Source organism: Prochlorococcus marinus str. MIT 0912 (assembly GCF_027359595.1).
Lineage (GTDB): Bacteria > Cyanobacteriota > Cyanobacteriia > PCC-6307 > Cyanobiaceae > Prochlorococcus_B > Prochlorococcus_B marinus_C.
In genome coordinates, this window is sequence record NZ_CP114783.1 from 374,803 (window position 1) to 391,708 (window position 16,906).

At 32.4% G+C, this 16,906-nt stretch carries 22 protein-coding genes; 11 read left to right on the top strand and 11 right to left on the bottom strand.

The features are described from left to right. Positions 1-12: 12 nt before the first annotated feature. Genes O5640_RS01975 through dapB form a run of 3 tightly spaced genes read right to left on the bottom strand, consistent with a single transcriptional unit; the run spans position 13 to position 2,666 of the window. The gene (locus tag O5640_RS01975; RefSeq protein ID WP_269612930.1) at positions 13-1,125 is read right to left on the bottom strand and encodes an FAD-dependent monooxygenase; all 1,113 of its coding nucleotides are present in this window, start codon (positions 1,123-1,125) and stop codon (positions 13-15) included. Positions 1,126-1,157: 32 nt separating this feature from the next. After that, positions 1,158-1,805 carry a hypothetical protein gene (locus tag O5640_RS01980; protein WP_269612931.1) on the bottom strand — a complete coding sequence of 216 codons (648 nt, stop codon included), beginning with the start codon at positions 1,803-1,805 and terminating at the stop codon, positions 1,158-1,160. Positions 1,806-1,817: 12 nt separating this feature from the next. Then, a complete protein-coding gene (gene dapB / locus O5640_RS01985) occupies positions 1,818-2,666 on the bottom strand; it encodes a 4-hydroxy-tetrahydrodipicolinate reductase (RefSeq protein WP_269612932.1) in 849 nt (282 codons plus the stop codon). A 112-nt stretch (positions 2,667-2,778) separates the two neighbouring features. On the opposite strand from dapB, the gene O5640_RS01990 reads away from it, so the two are divergent. Then, on the top strand, positions 2,779-6,792 hold the full coding sequence (locus O5640_RS01990; protein ID WP_269612933.1) for a magnesium chelatase subunit H: 4,014 nt from the start codon (positions 2,779-2,781) through the stop codon (positions 6,790-6,792). 7 nt (positions 6,793-6,799) lie between these two features. On the opposite strand, the gene folP is transcribed toward O5640_RS01990, so the two are convergent. From folP to O5640_RS02005, 3 genes are read right to left on the bottom strand one after another with little or no spacing between them, the layout of a single operon-like run. Next, positions 6,800-7,600, bottom strand: coding sequence for a dihydropteroate synthase (gene folP / locus O5640_RS01995; RefSeq protein WP_332299691.1), 801 nt, complete (start codon positions 7,598-7,600; stop codon positions 6,800-6,802). A 16-nt stretch (positions 7,601-7,616) separates the two neighbouring features. Continuing rightward, complete coding sequence (tpiA, locus tag O5640_RS02000) at positions 7,617-8,360, bottom strand: triose-phosphate isomerase (protein ID WP_269612934.1); 744 nt, start codon at positions 8,358-8,360, stop codon at positions 7,617-7,619. 9 nt (positions 8,361-8,369) lie between these two features. Beyond that, positions 8,370-8,588, bottom strand: a complete 219-nt coding sequence (locus tag O5640_RS02005) for an RNA-binding S4 domain-containing protein (protein ID WP_269612936.1) — start codon at positions 8,586-8,588, stop codon at positions 8,370-8,372. A gap of 38 nt (positions 8,589-8,626) precedes the next feature. On the opposite strand from O5640_RS02005, the gene O5640_RS02010 reads away from it, so the two are divergent. From O5640_RS02010 to O5640_RS02035, 6 genes are all read left to right on the top strand, one after another. After that, a complete protein-coding gene (locus O5640_RS02010) occupies positions 8,627-10,363 on the top strand; it encodes an ABC transporter ATP-binding protein (RefSeq protein WP_269612937.1) in 1,737 nt (578 codons plus the stop codon). A 45-nt stretch (positions 10,364-10,408) separates the two neighbouring features. Further along, the gene (locus O5640_RS02015) at positions 10,409-10,636 is read left to right on the top strand and encodes a DUF6447 family protein (RefSeq protein WP_269612939.1); all 228 of its coding nucleotides are present in this window, start codon (positions 10,409-10,411) and stop codon (positions 10,634-10,636) included. Between the two features lie 151 nt (positions 10,637-10,787). Next, positions 10,788-11,078: a DUF1330 domain-containing protein gene (locus tag O5640_RS02020; RefSeq protein ID WP_269612940.1), complete on the top strand. Its 291-nt coding sequence runs from the start codon at positions 10,788-10,790 to the stop codon at positions 11,076-11,078. A 40-nt stretch (positions 11,079-11,118) separates the two neighbouring features. Beyond that, a complete protein-coding gene (locus O5640_RS02025) occupies positions 11,119-11,346 on the top strand; it encodes a DUF2862 domain-containing protein (protein ID WP_269612941.1) in 228 nt (75 codons plus the stop codon). Positions 11,347-11,445: 99 nt separating this feature from the next. Then, positions 11,446-11,586 carry a hypothetical protein gene (locus O5640_RS02030; RefSeq protein ID WP_269612942.1) on the top strand — a complete coding sequence of 47 codons (141 nt, stop codon included), beginning with the start codon at positions 11,446-11,448 and terminating at the stop codon, positions 11,584-11,586. 61 nt (positions 11,587-11,647) lie between these two features. Continuing rightward, complete coding sequence (locus O5640_RS02035; RefSeq protein WP_269612943.1) at positions 11,648-12,250, top strand: uridine kinase family protein; 603 nt, start codon at positions 11,648-11,650, stop codon at positions 12,248-12,250. Positions 12,251-12,318: 68 nt separating this feature from the next. Here the strand turns inward: O5640_RS02035 and O5640_RS02040 are convergent, their stop codons facing one another. Together O5640_RS02040 and O5640_RS02045 are read right to left on the bottom strand one after the other, a co-directional pair. Continuing rightward, positions 12,319-12,468: a hypothetical protein gene (locus O5640_RS02040; protein WP_269612944.1), complete on the bottom strand. Its 150-nt coding sequence runs from the start codon at positions 12,466-12,468 to the stop codon at positions 12,319-12,321. Positions 12,469-12,761: 293 nt separating this feature from the next. Next, complete coding sequence (locus tag O5640_RS02045; RefSeq protein WP_269605689.1) at positions 12,762-12,983, bottom strand: hypothetical protein; 222 nt, start codon at positions 12,981-12,983, stop codon at positions 12,762-12,764. 245 nt (positions 12,984-13,228) lie between these two features. On the opposite strand from O5640_RS02045, the gene O5640_RS02050 reads away from it, so the two are divergent. Beyond that, positions 13,229-13,630 carry a hypothetical protein gene (locus O5640_RS02050; RefSeq protein ID WP_269612945.1) on the top strand — a complete coding sequence of 134 codons (402 nt, stop codon included), beginning with the start codon at positions 13,229-13,231 and terminating at the stop codon, positions 13,628-13,630. Between the two features lie 20 nt (positions 13,631-13,650). Here the strand turns inward: O5640_RS02050 and O5640_RS02055 are convergent, their stop codons facing one another. Then, positions 13,651-13,851: a hypothetical protein gene (locus tag O5640_RS02055; RefSeq protein ID WP_269612946.1), complete on the bottom strand. Its 201-nt coding sequence runs from the start codon at positions 13,849-13,851 to the stop codon at positions 13,651-13,653. A gap of 221 nt (positions 13,852-14,072) precedes the next feature. Here O5640_RS02055 and O5640_RS02060 point away from each other — a divergent pair, with 221 nt between their 5' ends. Beyond that, entirely contained in the window at positions 14,073-15,110 is a 1,038-nt protein-coding gene (locus O5640_RS02060; protein ID WP_269612948.1) for an NmrA/HSCARG family protein, read from the top strand. A gap of 28 nt (positions 15,111-15,138) precedes the next feature. Here the strand turns inward: O5640_RS02060 and O5640_RS02065 are convergent, their stop codons facing one another. After that, positions 15,139-15,309, bottom strand: a complete 171-nt coding sequence (locus O5640_RS02065) for a hypothetical protein (protein WP_269612949.1) — start codon at positions 15,307-15,309, stop codon at positions 15,139-15,141. A gap of 567 nt (positions 15,310-15,876) precedes the next feature. On the opposite strand from O5640_RS02065, the gene O5640_RS02070 reads away from it, so the two are divergent. Further along, positions 15,877-16,044, top strand: coding sequence for a hypothetical protein (locus O5640_RS02070; protein ID WP_269612951.1), 168 nt, complete (start codon positions 15,877-15,879; stop codon positions 16,042-16,044). A gap of 404 nt (positions 16,045-16,448) precedes the next feature. Beyond that, entirely contained in the window at positions 16,449-16,700 is a 252-nt protein-coding gene (locus O5640_RS02075; protein ID WP_269612952.1) for a hypothetical protein, read from the top strand. 22 nt (positions 16,701-16,722) lie between these two features. Here O5640_RS02075 and O5640_RS02080 read toward each other — a convergent pair whose 3' ends face one another. After that, positions 16,723-16,905: a Nif11 family protein gene (locus O5640_RS02080; protein WP_269612953.1), complete on the bottom strand. Its 183-nt coding sequence runs from the start codon at positions 16,903-16,905 to the stop codon at positions 16,723-16,725. Between the last annotated feature and the right edge of the window lies 1 nt (position 16,906).

Here is a 16,906-nt window from a genome sequence, read left to right on the forward strand (position 1 = left end):
ATATAATACAAGCTAAATTCCATTAGTCATTAAATTTAGAATAAATTTTCTAATAATGGATGATTTTTTTAGAACAAAGAAAATAAATTTTCTAGGTAATAAAAAAATATTATAATTACTTCTAGAATATCTTACTAAAGAGTCAGTTAATATAGATATTAATAAAACATCAAGTAATCTAGAAAATGAATATATAAGAGGAATAATAGAATGATTATTTTTAAGAATTGGTATTGACATTAATTTTGTAAGACTATCAACATCTCTCCAACATAGATTTAACCCTTGCCCACCGACAGGATGCAATTTGTGTGCCGTTTCGCCTAAATAAATATATTTTCCAGAAAAAAATGAATAATTGAATACAAAATTTATGGGGAAAGAAACAGGAGAATCGATTATAGTATCGGGTTCAATACCATTTGGAAGAATTGTAGATAAATAATCTAAAAACAATGACTTTGGCAAGCTAATATTATAATTACCTTTTAAAATAGATTGACTACAAATAATTTGAAACAAATCTCCACCTAGAGGTAATACAGCAAATGGGCCCTCTGAGTTTAAAATTTCAAAAGCTTCGTTTGATTTAATACCTCTTAATAATACCTTAGCGGTTATACACATTTGGTCATATTTAAAATTGAATGAGGGAGTTTTAAGTTTCTTCTTTGTATTTGAATTGGATCCATCCGCAGCAATGATAATGTCATAATTATTTGTATTGGGTATAACAGAAGTAGGAATTTTATTGATATTTTCATTATCTGAAATGAATTCCAAAATGGAAATCATTATATTTTTATGCTCAGCTATCCAACCTACTGCCGAATATTTTTGATCTAATAAATGTAAATCATTAACTATAAATTGAAACTTTTTATTTAATTCATAATCTATTACATTTAAATATTGAAATGGAACCAAATTAGATACTAAAGTAGACCATATACCAAGTTTTTCTAATATCTTCCTAGACGAATGAGTGATAGCATATGTTCGATCTCTATTGATTAGATCTTCGTCAGATAATCTTTCATATAGATCAACTCTAAAACCAGCTTTTGCTAATGATATTGCTGCTAATGATCCAGTTAATCCAGAGCCAATAATTGCTATATTCATAGTAGCTATTATATCATTTTAAAAAAAATTATTTAGTTCAAAATTCTCATATTAACAAATTCTTCAAATGCAGGGCGAAGAAGAAATGGATAAGATCCAACCCATAAATTTATTTCTGGACACCAAGCATCACTTATAGCCTGAATCCTATCAAAATCTCTCCTATTACTAAAAACAACACAGTTAATCCTCATTCCTTTTGTTAGAACATTGAACTTATTTTGTAATGGAAAAGATATATTCCCTATAAATCCGTCTTCGTCTTCTATATCCAAAACGACCCAAGTTCTTTTTTTCTCTAACACCTCTAATCTTCCATCTTTATTTGCTTGTTCCTGTTGATTTTCTACTCTATCTTCTATATAAACATCAGATATATATCCATCAACTAAGGCTGAGAAAGAGAAACTTTTAAATTTAGAATTTTTTCTACTAGCTTCAAGAATTGGTCCCCATAAGATATATAAAAGGAAAACTACACCTAATACCAACCATAAAGAGTAAAACTGACTTGTTACTTGACTTTGGCTGATGAGCAATGTAATGACCCCTCCAATGGTTGAAATCAATACCCGTTGAAAAACCTTCTGAGGATTACCCAACGCTGAATTAAATTGCTTCCCAGTCGCTACTGAAGGAATCAATTTATTTATATCATTTGGCTTGATTGGTAATAACATTTGTATTAATTACTATAGGATTTTCTCAAGTCCATAAACCAATTGATTGAGGGATCTAATTTTTTTTACCACTAATAAAACTCCAGGCATATAAGCTGAACGATCAATAGTGTTATGGGTTAACTCATAGGTCTCGCCATTTGAACCAAACATGACTTGTTGTTGAGCAACAAGTCCGGGCAATCTTACCGAATGAAGCTTTAAACCACTAGGACGAGATCCACCACGAGAACCTTCTATAGATTCTTCTTCATGGACTAGAGATTTATTAAAGGCTGCGCGCTGTTCCTCTATTATTTCAGCTGTTTTTATACACGTTCCACTTGGGGCATCAGCTTTTTTGTTGTGATGCATTTCAGTTAATTCAGCGAACTCATAAAAACGAGCTGCCGCAGCAGCGGCTTGTTGCAGTAAAACCATACCTACTGAAAAGTTTGGAATAATTGCTGAACCAAGAGAAGCCTTTTCAGCAAATTTGGAAAGATCTTCTAATTGATCTGAAGTTATTCCTGTAGTACCAATTACAGGATGAACTCCGTATGCGATTGATGTACGTGTATGTTTGTAAGCAACATTTGGATGAGTAAAATCAACTAAAACAGCACCATTATTTGTTCCATTTTGGTTGAAATTTTGACTTGCAGCGCATATAGTTCCTTCGAAATCGCTTGAAAGATATACCTCTAGTGGCCCTAAACCTAATAATAAACCTATGTCTTGACCTTCTTTTTCCTTCTCAGTATCAATTGCTCCAACAAGTTGATAATCATTAGATGAATTAATTGCTTTAATAACCTCAGATCCCATTCTCCCTAATGCGCCTGCGACTAAAACAGGTATTGATTGATTAGAAGAACTCATTGGTTTTTTTTTTTACAATCATATTTGATATTCCTTGTAACAGGCATTAACTAAATAACACACTAAAGGGCCACTGAACACTAGGCTTGGTCGAATTCCGATAGAAGAAAAGATGTTTACACAGGTTCGCTCAGCCAATCGCAGAGTTTCACCTGTCGAGAATCACAAGCATAAAGCAGTGATGAAGGCTGTTTATGTGGTTCTAGAGCCTCAATATCAAAATGCTCTTACTCAGGCGGCAAACTCACTAAATTCTCAAAATGGTCCTATCGGAATTGAGTTAAATGGATATTTAATCGAAGAACTTAGAGATACAGCAAACTATGAAAGCTTTAAAAAAGATGTAGAAAATGCTGATTTATTCGTTGCTTCATTGATTTTTATCGAAGATTTGGCGCAAAAAGTCGTTGAAGCAGTAGAACCTCATAAGGAAAATCTTAAAGCGGCAGTGGTATTTCCATCTATGCCAGAGGTGATGAGATTGAACAAATTGGGAACTTTCTCTATGGCCCAGTTAGGACAAAGTAAAAGCATAATTGGCGATTTCATGAAGAAAAGGAAAGAAGCAGGCGGTGCTGGTTTTCAAGATTCAATGTTGAAGCTTTTAAATACTCTTCCCTCAATCCTTAAATATCTTCCGGTAGATAAAGCTCAAGATGCTCGTAGTTTTATGCTTAGTTTTCAATATTGGTTGGGAGGAACTCCAGATAATCTGAGAAACTTCCTACTAATGCTTGGAGACAAATATGTTTTTCCTGAACTAACAATAGAAGAAGAGAAAATTGAAGTTGCAGAGCCAGAAGTTTTTCCAGATTTAGGGATTTGGCATCCTTTAGCGCCAAATATGTTTGAAGATAAAAAAGAATATCTTAATTGGACAGCATCTAGGGATGATCTATCAAATAAAGCAAAAGACGGTCCTGTAATTGGTTTGGTTCTTCAGAGAAGTCATATTGTTACTGGAGATGATGCACACTATGTCGCAGTAATCCAAGAACTGGAATACAGGGGAGCAACGGTAATTCCTATATTTTGTGGTGGATTAGATTTTTCTAAGCCTGTAAATGAATTTTATTACGATCCAATAAACCTTGACAAACCAATAGTAGATGGCGTTGTTTCTCTCACGGGTTTTGCACTTGTTGGAGGTCCTGCAAGGCAAGATCACCCAAAAGCGGTTGAGGCCTTAAAGAAACTCAATAGACCTTACATGGTTGCTCTGCCTCTGGTTTTCCAAACAACCCAAGAATGGGAAGGAAGTGATCTAGGTCTTCATCCCGTACAAGTTGCACTTCAGATTGCTATTCCTGAATTAGATGGTGCTATTGAACCAATAGTTTTATCTGGTCGAGATGATGCCACTGGCAAAGCTCATACACTCCAAGACAGAGTTGATGCTATAGCTGAAAGAGCAATTAGATGGTCATCACTAAGAATTAAAAAACGTGATCAGAAGAAATTAGCAATTACTGTTTTTAGCTTTCCACCCGATAAAGGAAATGTTGGAACAGCTGCCTACTTAGATGTCTTTGGCTCTATTTATCGTGTTCTAGAAGAAATGAAGCAAAAAGGTTATGACATAAAAGATTTACCTAAGAATCCAAAAGAACTTATGGAGACATTAATAAATGATCCAGAAGCCTTACAAGGTTCTCCAGAACTATCAATAGCTCATCGAATGAGTGTAAAAGAATATGAAAAATTAACTCCATATTCTGAGAGGCTCGAAGAGAACTGGGGAAAGCCACCAGGAAATTTAAATAGTGACGGACAAAATCTTCTTATATATGGTAAAGAATTTGGGAATGTATTTGTTGGAGTACAACCAACGTTTGGATACGAGGGCGATCCCATGAGATTGCTTTATTCCAGAAGTGCTAGTCCTCATCATGGCTTTGCAGCTTATTACACTTATCTAGAAAAGGTTTGGAAGGCAGACGCAGTTCTACATTTTGGAACCCATGGATCACTTGAATTCATGCCTGGCAAACAAATGGGTATGAGTGAGACCTGTTATCCCGATTCATTAATTGGAGGTCTGCCTAATCTTTATTATTACGCAGCAAATAATCCTTCTGAAGCAACAATAGCAAAAAGAAGAGGGTATGCATCAACAATAAGTTACCTAACTCCCCCAGCTGAAAATGCTGGACTATATAAAGGTCTAAAAGAACTTGGAGAGTTAGTTGGTTCCTATCAACAACTACGAGAAAGTGGAAGAGGTATTCAAATTGTTAATGCAATAGTTGAAACTTCAAAAAAATGTAATCTTGATGAAGATGTAAAACTACCTGAGAAAGATGCCTCCGAATTAGATATAGATGAAAGGGATTTAGTAGTTGGAAATGTTTATAAACAATTAATGGAAATAGAAAGTCGACTATTACCTTGTGGCTTACACACTATTGGAAAGCCAGCAACTGCTGAAGAAGCTATTGCAACTTTAGTAAGTATCGCATCCATAGAAAGAGAAGATGATGGAATTAGATCGTTACCAGGTTTATTAGCTGAATCAAAAGGTAAAACAATTGATGATGTCTATGAAGGTAATAACAAGGGAGTATTAGAAGATGTTGAACTTAATAAATTAATTACAGAAACATCCAGAGAAGCAGTCGGTTCAATGGTTAAGTCTCTAACTGGAAGAGATGGGAGAGTAAATATGAAGAAGAATATTTGGACTCTAATTGTTGAGTTCTTGAGAGGAATTGGTTTCTCTATCCCATCACCATGGCAAGCATCAGCTAAGAAAGCAGGTTTTGAAAATGTAAATGCAAGTTCACTAGATAAATTATTTGATTATTTGAGATTTTGCCTAGAGCAAATATGTGCAGATAAAGAAATGGAGAGCCTTTTAAAAGCTCTAGATGGAGATTATGTTATTCCTGGCCCTGGTGGAGATCCAATAAGGAATCCCGGAGTTTTACCAAGTGGTAAGAATATTCATGCTTTAGATCCACAATCGATACCAACCGTAGCTGCTGTAGCTTCAGCCAAAGGTGTAGTTGACAAGCTAATCGAAAGACAAAAAGAAGAGCAAGGCACCTGGCCTGAAACCATAGCTTGCGTACTTTGGGGGACTGACAATATTAAAACCTACGGTGAATCATTAGCTCAAATCCTCTGGTTTGTAGGTGTAAAACCAAAACCAGACTCTGTAGGAAGGGTAAATAAATTAGAGCTACTTTCACTTGAGGAATTAGGAAGACCAAGAATTGACGTTGTTGTTAACTGTTCTGGTGTATTTAGGGATTTGTTTATTAATCAAATGGCATTAATTGACCAAGCAGTAAAAATGGCTGCTGAGGCCGACGAACCACTTGATCAAAATTTTGTAAGGAAACATGCTTTGGAGCAGGCAGAAAAGGAAGGAAAAAGTATTAGAGAATCAGCAAGCAGAGTGTTTTCAAATGCAAGTGGAAGTTATAGCTCAAATGTCAATTTGGCAGTTGAGAATTCAACATGGGAAGAAGAAAATGAATTACAAGAAATGTACCTTTCCAGAAAAACTTATGCTTTCAACGCAGATAATCCTGGTGAGATGAATCAAAACAGAGATGTTTTTGAATCAGTTATGAAAACTGCTGATGTTACATTCCAAAATCTTGACTCTTCAGAAATATCCTTAACAGATGTAAGTCATTATTTTGATTCTGATCCAACGAATTTAATTAAAAACCTTAGAGATGATGGTAAAGCACCAAGCAGTTACATAGCAGACACAACAACAGCCAATGCTCAGGTCAGATCATTAAGTGAAACTATTAGATTAGATTCTAGAACAAAATTACTTAACCCAAAATGGTATGAAGGAATGCTCAAGTCAGGATATGAGGGGGTAAGAGAGGTATCTAATAGACTTAATTACACATTAGGTTGGAGTGCAACTAGCGGGCAAGTTGATAATTTCGTATATGAAGAATCAAATGAAACTTTTATAAATGATCCAGAGATGAGAAAAAGATTAATGGAATTAAATCCTCATAGTTTTAGAAGAATAGTTGGGACATTATTAGAAGTTAATGGAAGAGGATATTGGGAAACATCTGAAGAAAATATTGAACAATTAAAGGAACTTTATCAAGAAGTAGAAGATAGAATCGAAGGTGTAAATACAGAAGATTAATTTCATATTAAATAATTGACTTTGTCATATTTATAACCTGTGAAATCTCCTTAATATCATGAACTCTTAAAATATCAACTCCAGCTAAAACACATCTGGAAGCAATTGCAGCCATCCCAAATATTCTTTTAGAAGGATCAGATTCATTAATTACTGATCCAATAAATCTTTTTCTAGAAGCTCCTATTAATAAAGGAAAGTTCATTGAGACAAATTCTTCTAAATTTTGCAGCAAAGTTAAATTATGATCGACATTTTTTGCAAAACCTATTCCAGGATCAATAATAATTTGCTTTGTGTTTAAACCATTAGATAGCGCTAATTCAATTTGATTCGATAATTCTTTTTTTACATCATTAACAACGTTTGCATATTTAGCCAGAGAATCCATTGTGATACTATTTCCACGACTATGAGTCAAAACATAAGGAGAACCTTTATCAGCCATAACCTTAAAAATTTCAGGATCATGTCGGCCACCGCTAACATCATTAACTAAATCAGCACCTATATTTAATACTTTTTCAGCGACAGAATGATGAAAAGTGTCAACAGAAATTGGTATTTCGGGATGTAATAATTTTAATTCTTTAATTAAAGGAACCAATCTTTTTATCTCAATTTCGGCTCCAACATCAGATGCACCTGGTCGTGTACTTTGAGCTCCAATATCTAGAATATGTGCTCCATGGTTAATGCAAAATGAAGCATGATTAATTGCTGAAGGTAAATCAATATATAGTCCTCCATCACTAAATGAATCTTCAGTGATGTTTAATATCGCCATTAAATGGGTTTCTCTTCCCATATGTTCTGGCAGATAATTAATAATTTTTTTCGTAGTTAGCAATTCTCGCAAAACTTATAGGATCCAAAGACGCTCCTCCAACTAATACACCATCAATATCAGACATGGACATAATCTCATCAATATTATTTGATTTAACTGATCCACCGTATTGAATAATTACGTCTTCATAACCAGTCCATTTACGAATCAGTCCACAAATTCTATTAGCCTCATTTGCCTCACATGTTTTCCCCGTTCCAATGGCCCAAATTGGTTCATAAGCGACTATTAGCTTTTTCACATCTATGCCTTCAAGACCCTGATCAACTTGCCTTCTAATAACCCTTTCTGCTTCACCCAGCTCTCTTTGTTCAATAGTTTCCCCAACACAAACAATTGGTATTAATTGATGGTCTTGAGCTGATTTCGCTCTCTTATTTATTTGTTCATCGCTTTCACTGAAATATTTTCGTGGCTCGCTATGTCCAACAATTGCACATTTAACCGAAAGCTCGTTAAGCATGAGAGGAGATACCTCGGCTGTATAGGCTCCACTATCCTCCCAGTGAACATTTTGGCTAGACAAGGAAAGAGATTCGCTTCTTTCCTTGATGAACTCAGAGAGAGGGTATAAAGCAGTAAATGGGGGTGCAATGACAACATCTCTTTCTTTTTTCGGTATATCTTTCAATAATGGGATCAATACACGCATGTACTCAATTGCCTCAGAACAAGTCATGTTCATCTTCCAATTCCCTGCGATGACCGGTTTACGCACGCTAGCTCCTCATTTTTCGCTTATTGCCAACTTACGGCCTAGAGGATCAGAATTTGGAACAATGTATGTTTCATTTGCAAAAATAATTTGATCACCTTCAATTAATTTTCTACCTCTTCTGTTTTCCACTATGCCATTGACTAATATTTTTCCTGATTTAATAATCAATTTTGCTTCTCCGCCAGTCTGAACGATCCCAATAAATTTGAGGAATTGATCTAATTTCATTTACGTGCTTTTAAATTAAACATTGATAGTTTGATGGAATGAAACAAAAAAACAAAATAAATTTCATTTACCTGATAGGGAGACTCAAGGGACATTTGCCAATCTTGTTGATGGGCGGAATAAGCATGTTTGTATACGTAATTTGCTGGCCGATACTCGCATGGTTATCAGGAAAATTAATACCTGCGATTGGTCAAGGAGATACAAAACAAGTATTAAACGTAATTTTACAAGCCCTAATTATTTTTATAATCCAAAAAACTGCACAATATCTACAAGATAGTCTCTTAGCAAAACCAGCATTAGCCTTAAGCCAAGATCTTCGAACAACACTATTTAGAAAACTTCAAAAAAGTAATATCCTTTTCATAGAAAAGCTCTCATCCGGAGATATTGCATACAGACTTACAGAAGATGTTGATCGCGTTGGGGAAGTTATTTATAAAACTATTCAAGATACGACACCATCGATATTTCAATTATTAGCTGTTTTTGGTTATATGATTTTTATTGACTGGAATTTGTCATTTGCAACAATCATATTAGCTCCCTTAATTGCATTATTAGTTAGTAATTTTGGAGGAAGGGTATTAAGAGCATCTGAAAAAAGTCAAAACAAAATTAGTTCATTAGCAGGTTTACTTTCAGAAGCAATTCAAGGACTACCTATGGTTAAAGCATTTGCAGTAGAAGAATGGTTGCAAAACGATTTTGATAAACAAGTTAAATTACATAAAGAAGCTAAATTTAATATGCTTAAACTTGTTGCCCTTCAACATCCCATAGTTGGATTAATAGAAGTAATAGGTATTTTAAGTATCCTCGCAATAGGAACTTATAGAATACAAATTGGAGGTATGTCTAACGAAGAATTTGGCAGTTATTTTACAGCTTTAATAATGTTAATCGATCCAATAAGCCATATTACTACTAACTATAATGAATTAAAGCAAGGTCAGGCTTCACTTAGAAGGTTAAATGAAATAACAAATAATTCTCAAAAAACGTCGACAATCGACAGAGGTATAATACCCAATAAAATTTATGGGAAGATAACATTTAAGAATGTATTCTTTTCATATAATAATAATATTGACGTAATAGACGATATAAGTCTAGAGATAGATAGTGGTAAAATAATTGCCTTAGTTGGTCCCTCGGGTGCAGGCAAAAGTACAATCTTTTCATTAATATTAAAATTTCTAGAACCTAATAATGGAACAATATTTATTGATGAATACAATTTAAATAAACTTAATACAAAATCTTTAAGAAGATTAATTGGTATAGTTCCTCAAAAAACATTTATCTTTTCAGGGACCATTGCTGAAGCAATAAGATTTGGGAGACAGACAACCAGAGAAAATATAGTAAATGCCGCAAAAATTGCGAATGCTCATGATTTTATTGAACAATTCCCCGATGGCTATGAAACGTTTATAGAAGAAAGAGGTACCAATCTTTCTGGTGGTCAACTACAGAGAATATCAATTGCAAGAGCATTACTGGGAGATCCTACAATTTTATTACTAGATGAAGCTACAAGTGCCTTGGATGCGGAGGCAGAGGAATCCGTTCAAAAAGGTCTTAAGCAAGCTATGCATAATCGAACAGTATTGGTAATAGCTCACAGATTATCAACTATACAAAAAGCAGATAAAATAGCAGTGATTGAGAAGGGCAAAATATGTGAAGTAGGTAACCATAATGAATTAATTAACAGGCAAGGAAGATATAAAGAGTTTTGCGATAAACAATTTATCAAGAGGTTTTAAAAATACAATCAATGCTATATAATATATCAACTATTTATTAAATAAATGTCAAATAGCTCAACAAGTGAAAGGGAAGCAATTCTAACATTTGAGGATAAAAAATATGATCTTAAAAGCATGCCCAAAGAAGTACAGGAATTAGTCAAAGGGATGCAAGTTGCAGATGCACAATTAAGGATGCATGAAGATACCCTTAAAGTACTAGCAGTCGGTCGACAACATCTTGCGATGCAGCTTAAGGCAAAACTTGATACAATAAATCCTATTAATTAATAAAAATATTAACAACTAATATACAAAAATTCAAAGTCTATTAATCTCAAATAAGAGTAAATATACTTATGATTATTAAAGTTAAATAATTTTCCTTATCGAACCGAATACGACGAAGACATGAGAGAATCTAAAGAAATAATTAAGAGAGATGGCAAAAAAAGGTTATTGGTTAAAGCAGGCCAAAATTGAAAGCACTGCACAATTTATCGAATACGTAAAAACCGTGGTTCCTTGGCTTAGATCAGTTGGTGGAACAATAATTGCTAAAGATGTTAATCAAAATTCCGATTTAAATGAATGGGATGGAGGTCAATTAGGGGTAATAGTTGAATTCGAATCTAAAGCCGCTGCTCAAAAGGCATTTAATTCATCAGAATTTCAAGAATATATAAAATATAGTGGTATTGAAAATCAATTATCCCTGTCAATAATTGGATAACTGAAATATGCTTATGGATGAATAAATAGGAAAATTAATTATGATTAGAGATTCTTCAACTCTTCATAAGGGACAAAATTTGAAAGTAGATATTAATGAAGTCAAAGATCGACTACCAAAAAATATTCTAGAAATAATTAGGGAAAAACCTGTTGTCGAACTAGTTGGATATAAAATGGTAGATGGAAATCAATTTGGTCTAGTGGTTAAACTTACTAATGGCAAAATTAATTGGTTTTTTGAAAACGAATTGTCTGAAATAATGTAGTATATACCTAATTATATTATTATTTATATAACTAAAAGATACATATTAGAATAACAAATGATTAATAACGTATATTGAAACAAACAAAACAAAAAGATTATGCCTTACAACCAAATCACTGTTGTACTTGGTGGACTTATGCATATTCCTGTCATAATACTAGTTTTAAGATTTATTGAAAACAGATTCAATAACAGAAACTGGACTACAGAAGAAATTAATTATAATAAATCAGCATAATACTTATCATTAATAGTAAATTTGTTTTTAGACTGTATAAACATAAGTAATACGTTATATAATGAGAACTATTGTAATTACAGGACCATCAGGCTCTGGGAAGTCTTATTTAACTAATAAATTATCTAAATTATTCTATAATTCAATAATAATAAAAACAGATTCATACTACAGAGATAACATCTTAATCCGACTTTTATCCATATTTATATATGATATTTATGATAGGCCATTAAGTATCAAGAAATTCGAATTAAATAAAACGCTTAGATCTATATATAAAAAAGAAAGATTAATTACACATTATAAATATGACTTTAAGAGCAAGATTTCATCTAAAACACAAATAAAAATAAACTATAAAGAGGATAATCAACTCCTTATATTAGAGGGAATATTTGCTCATAGGTTAAACTTAAACTATACAGAAACAATAAATATAGTATGCAAAGAGGAAAAAGATATTTGTTATAAAAGAAGGCTAAAAAGAGATCAATTAGAAAGAGGTAGAGATAGCAGTGATGTCTATAAGAAATTCAATAAATCGTGGTATCTATATTATTTAAATGTTAAAAAATTTCTTAAAAATAATAAGGTATTGTCGATAAACCCACGAGAAGAAATTTCGTACGACAAATTAGTGGCTGATATAAAAAACCTATAAAAAAATAACTAAGAAAAATAATTAAATTAAATCTCTTAGTTATTTTATAAATAGAAAATTTATATTGACTACTTTTTCACCTCTGGAGCATTCATACCATCGTAGTCAGGACCGACCATTAATCCTACAATTGCAAATAAGGCAATGGATGCGACTCCAACTAAAACTGCTGTAGGTGCTGGAGTGCTTGTTAGGCCAGCAATTAACAAATTACCCATAAAAGTTAAATAAAGCTAGTTATAAATAGCAGAAAAAGGAATAGATTATTTAATTAGTAACTGGTTTTGAACCAAAAAGGGGGAAATAGACATTTTGATACACACATAAGAAACTATTGTATAAATGCTAGAAAATATTCTATACAATTTTATTTAGTAATCGTACACATATGATTTAAAAAAATTTAACCTAGATGGAATAATTTCAATTACATGTGATTAATTTAATACATAAAAAAAGTGGGTAAACATGAAAATCATATCAACCCACCTATTTTAGCTAGTTAATCTAATTATTTAGATGTATTTGGGTCATTAAAACCATCATAATTAGGGCCAACTACGACAGCCATAATTCCGAATAGGGCCATAAAAGCGATACCTATGATTGGTGCAGTAGGAGCTGGTGTACTTAGTAGTCCAGCGAAGGTTAAAGGAAGCATGTTCTTTAGTAAGACCCAATATAAATACCAGTCATCAGGGAATATGACCATTGATATTTTAATTTGTAACATTTAACTCTTGCCAAAGTCAGCTATGACTGGGTTTATCAAGAGAATCATGAAGAAATCTCATTGATTGTCGATTTTAGAAAAGGTTATTAAAACGTGGTTTCGACAGATTGATTTGTTCAAAAAGACAAGACGATAAAATGCAAAAATATAAAAATATAATTAATGTCATATGACAAACAAAGACCATATTAGAAAACAAAAAATTTGGTAATATAAAAAAATAAAAGATAATTTTAAGAATCTAAGTGAATTCTAAATTACGTCCAATAACTCCCGTCGATGAATTTGAAGAAGCCTGTATAAAAGCTAAGTTAAATGATAAAGAACAAAAGATTATTGATCACATTAGATATGTTGGCGTATTTACTCAACCGTCTCTCACTAAAGATCTAAAATTAGATTCTAAGCCACCATTATTATCAGTGCTTTGTGAAATTTGCAGAAAAATAGGTAACTATATGCCCGAGCATTTTAAAAGTGTAAGAGACTGGTCAAAGGAAATTAATGAGCATAAAGTAAAATGGGACGGAGACCTAGTCTGTTCACTTGCATGGAATAAAGACGGAGAACGATTATCACCAGAGAATGGAACATGTTTATACCATACATTCGCAGTACACAAAGAATTATTCCAAGGTCTAGATTAAATTTCTAATTTGATCAATGGTTAACCTTGACTAAGGTACTCAAACAAAACATTATTAAAACCTAACTCTTCGGCTGAATATTCAAGCATCAAATTATCTGATTCTATTTGGGAGCGAAATGATCTAACTTCATCGGATTCATCTCCTGATGGAGGGATGCCGTCGACAACATCAAAAATGATATTTTGTCGATCAATTTCTGCAAGAACTTCATTTGCCATAATGATCAAACTTAGAACTAATAAATACATAGCCAATATTTGGAATCAAAAAAAGCAAATAAAACATTCCTTTACGAAAGCGCAATCTGAAGTTAAGCCAACAAGTAGATCAGTAAAAACTATCTTCTTAAGTCAACGCCACTAACACTCCCCGCCAGAAAACCACAACAGCTTTACATAAATTCACCTATGCTTTACATTCCTTATAAAGTTTTTAAATCGTGCGGGAACAAGGAGTTATTTTTAAATCAGATACAAGTACGAATACTGTCATAGCAGTCACTATGGCTACTAGCCGACAGGGCATGGGAGTTGTTAAGGAACTAAGCAAAACCAATAAATATCAGATACGGGCTATCACAAGAGACCTTAAAACATCAAAAGCTTTAGAGATTGGATGTCTAGATAACGTTGAACTAGTTAAAGGGGATTTAATGGATCCTGAAAGCCTTAATAAAGCTTTTGAAGGAGTAGACATGATTTTTGGAAATACAACACCTACAAAAGGATGGAAATTATTAAGGGGAAGTATTGTCAGGTCATATGAAATGGAACAAGGCTTTAACTTGATAAATCAAGTTAAAATTGCATACGAAAAAGGACATCTAAATCATTTTGTATTTAGTTCAATTAGTAAAGCAAAAGATCCACTGAAGAATGACCCGGCTCCAGGGCATTTTACAAGCAAATGGGATATTGAAGAATATATAGACAAAGTAGGTCTTAAAAAAATCACAACGGTCTTAAGACCAGTAAGTTACTTTGAAAACTTCGAAAATAAATTACCTGGTTTCACAATTTCTAAGAAAATATTCCCTGGTATAGTCGGTAAGGAATTTAAGTGGCAGACAATTGCGGTAGAAGATATTGGTAAATGGGTAAGAGGTGTTATATCGAAACCAGAGAAATATAAAAATAAATCTATAAATATTGCCGGTGAGGAGCTTACAGGGCTAGAAATGGCAAAGACGCTGCAAAATTTAGTTTCTTCAGAAGGATGTCAAACAGAGTATGTAATGATTCCGAGAGTAACTATTAAGCTTTTGGAATACGACATAGGAATAATGGCTGACTGGATTGAAAGATCAGGATATGGGGCTGATATGAATCAACTTAAGTTGATTCAAGACGAGTTAAATATCGTTCCTACTTCTCTTAAGGATTGGCTAAAAGCAAAACTCCAAATTCAGAATAATACACGAAATTCATGGTCAAGGCAGTGGAAATCATCTCAATGGAAACTACAATGGGATAAGTAATAAACTTTAGAAATTTGTATTAATAAGCTTATAAACCATTCAAATCAATCGATTCCGCTATTGATTTGAGCAGTTCTACTATTTCACTGTTTTCACAATTTGTATCCTCCTTAAGCTCTAAACATAAATCCTTAATAGCAACATTAGTAGACCACCAAATGCCTGAAGTTTCTGTATCGTCAAAGTTAAACTTAGACATTAGATTGAAAAAGAGTATTAACTATGAAAGTTTTTGAGGATCAGTAGAAGAATTATCCAAAGCTTTCAATTCATCAGGCAAATCCATATCTAAACTCTCTAATAAGTTCTTTAAAACGATTTTATTGCTTATTTGATTTTTATCTGATCTAAAATTAAAAAATAAATAAATGAGAAAAGAAATTCCGAATAAAATAAAAAAAGAATATAAATAGAAACTGTTGATCATTCAGAAAAATAGTAACATTTTTATATTCATACCAAATCGGATAAAAATCAATAAATGTTAAAAAAATAATAATAAAATTATTGAAAAATGGTAAAACAAACACATAACGAGCTTAAAAAAAAAGGCATTAATAAGTATTTATATCTAGCAGGAATGGCTTGAATAGATTGCTTCTGATTATCGAGAAGATCTGAGGGTATATAAAAAATTTAATAAATTTAAAAAATAAAAATCAAGGAGAATTTATTAATATATAAGAAAATTATTTATTAATTGCATCTAAAATAGAAAAAAATATCAAATAACGTCTTAATATAGTTTTATATTATTAGTAAATTTATGCTTACCAACATAAGTTATATATTTTTAATCTCTGCTCTATTGATTTTTGGTGGCTGGGCATTTAAAGCTTTGATCTCATTAGCTCAAGGGCAACCTGTAGAAATAAATCTCAAAAATCCTTTAAATTTAAAACCTAGATGGCCCAAAGAAACAAAAGAGAAGTAAATAATTATCTAAAAACTAAAACATAAAGTTTCTATTGCGTTATAAAGCCTAATATTCAATTATCATAAAATTGTTTTAAAAAGATTACACTAAATAAAAATGCTTGAATCCTTAGATCCTTTCCAACAACTTTTATTAGGTGTATCTAGTATTGGAATACTAATGATAATATTAGTAATTTTCCTTACAGCAAGCCCTAACTTTGAAAACACAGATAGATTAAAAAAGATATTAGACTTTTTTGAAAAAAAGAATTAAATTCATTATTTGATAAGACCATAAAACTTACCAATTGATTTTTTAAAAATCAAATTAAGTAAAATGCCAATATATTCAAAGGATAACTTAAAAAGATTTATCTAAAATTTATAAGTAAAATTCACAATAAATAATCTATTCTAGAGATGCTAAAGGAATTAGTTGACAACAACAAATACATTATTTGTGCAGGCATAAGTACTCTATCTCTCCTTTTCACTTCAATCTCAATAATTTCTGTATCACGATCTGTTAATGAAATATCAAAAGAATTGGAAACAATTTCTGCCTGGGCTGACTCACAAAATGAATGTATTACAAAAACATTTCGCATCGACGGGATTAATACTCAAGGAATGCCCTCAAAGGTTTGGAGCTGTAATGGAGGAGGCCAGTAACTTCACTCTTTCACAAGAAATCCTAGGATTCTCCCCATCTTTTTCCTATTTCATATCCCCATTGCTTTGCTAGTTCCACGACATCATCATGTGTTTTGCATCTAATAAATATTTGATACTTTTCAGGTGAATTATTAAGTAATTCAACCAATTGATTTAATTGATCAATTTTGAATAAAAAGCTTTCATAATCTTTTTTTGACATT

Bases quoted from the DNA above. Each gene is read 5' to 3' on its own strand.
- O5640_RS01975 (WP_269612930.1), bottom strand. From the start codon at position 1,125: ATGAATATAGCAATTATTGGCTCTGGATTAACTGGATCATTAGCAGCA.
- O5640_RS01980 (WP_269612931.1), bottom strand. From the start codon at position 1,805: ATGTTATTACCAATCAAGCCAAATGATATAAATAAATTGATTCCTTCA.
- dapB (WP_269612932.1), bottom strand. From the start codon at position 2,666: ATGAGTTCTTCTAATCAATCAATACCTGTTTTAGTCGCAGGCGCATTA.
- O5640_RS01990 (WP_269612933.1), top strand. From the start codon at position 2,779: ATGTTTACACAGGTTCGCTCAGCCAATCGCAGAGTTTCACCTGTCGAG.
- folP (WP_332299691.1), bottom strand. From the start codon at position 7,600: ATGGGAAGAGAAACCCATTTAATGGCGATATTAAACATCACTGAAGAT.
- O5640_RS02005 (WP_269612936.1), bottom strand. From the start codon at position 8,588: ATGAAATTAGATCAATTCCTCAAATTTATTGGGATCGTTCAGACTGGC.
- O5640_RS02010 (WP_269612937.1), top strand. From the start codon at position 8,627: ATGAAACAAAAAAACAAAATAAATTTCATTTACCTGATAGGGAGACTC.
- O5640_RS02015 (WP_269612939.1), top strand. From the start codon at position 10,409: ATGTCAAATAGCTCAACAAGTGAAAGGGAAGCAATTCTAACATTTGAG.
- O5640_RS02020 (WP_269612940.1), top strand. From the start codon at position 10,788: ATGGCAAAAAAAGGTTATTGGTTAAAGCAGGCCAAAATTGAAAGCACT.
- O5640_RS02025 (WP_269612941.1), top strand. From the start codon at position 11,119: ATGATTAGAGATTCTTCAACTCTTCATAAGGGACAAAATTTGAAAGTA.
- O5640_RS02030 (WP_269612942.1), top strand. From the start codon at position 11,446: ATGCCTTACAACCAAATCACTGTTGTACTTGGTGGACTTATGCATATT.
- O5640_RS02035 (WP_269612943.1), top strand. From the start codon at position 11,648: ATGAGAACTATTGTAATTACAGGACCATCAGGCTCTGGGAAGTCTTAT.
- O5640_RS02040 (WP_269612944.1), bottom strand. From the start codon at position 12,468: ATGGGTAATTTGTTAATTGCTGGCCTAACAAGCACTCCAGCACCTACA.
- O5640_RS02045 (WP_269605689.1), bottom strand. From the start codon at position 12,983: ATGTTACAAATTAAAATATCAATGGTCATATTCCCTGATGACTGGTAT.
- O5640_RS02055 (WP_269612946.1), bottom strand. From the start codon at position 13,851: ATGGCAAATGAAGTTCTTGCAGAAATTGATCGACAAAATATCATTTTT.
- O5640_RS02065 (WP_269612949.1), bottom strand. From the start codon at position 15,309: ATGTCTAAGTTTAACTTTGACGATACAGAAACTTCAGGCATTTGGTGG.
- O5640_RS02070 (WP_269612951.1), top strand. From the start codon at position 15,877: ATGCTTACCAACATAAGTTATATATTTTTAATCTCTGCTCTATTGATT.
- O5640_RS02075 (WP_269612952.1), top strand. From the start codon at position 16,449: ATGCTAAAGGAATTAGTTGACAACAACAAATACATTATTTGTGCAGGC.
- O5640_RS02080 (WP_269612953.1), bottom strand. From the start codon at position 16,905: ATGTCAAAAAAAGATTATGAAAGCTTTTTATTCAAAATTGATCAATTA.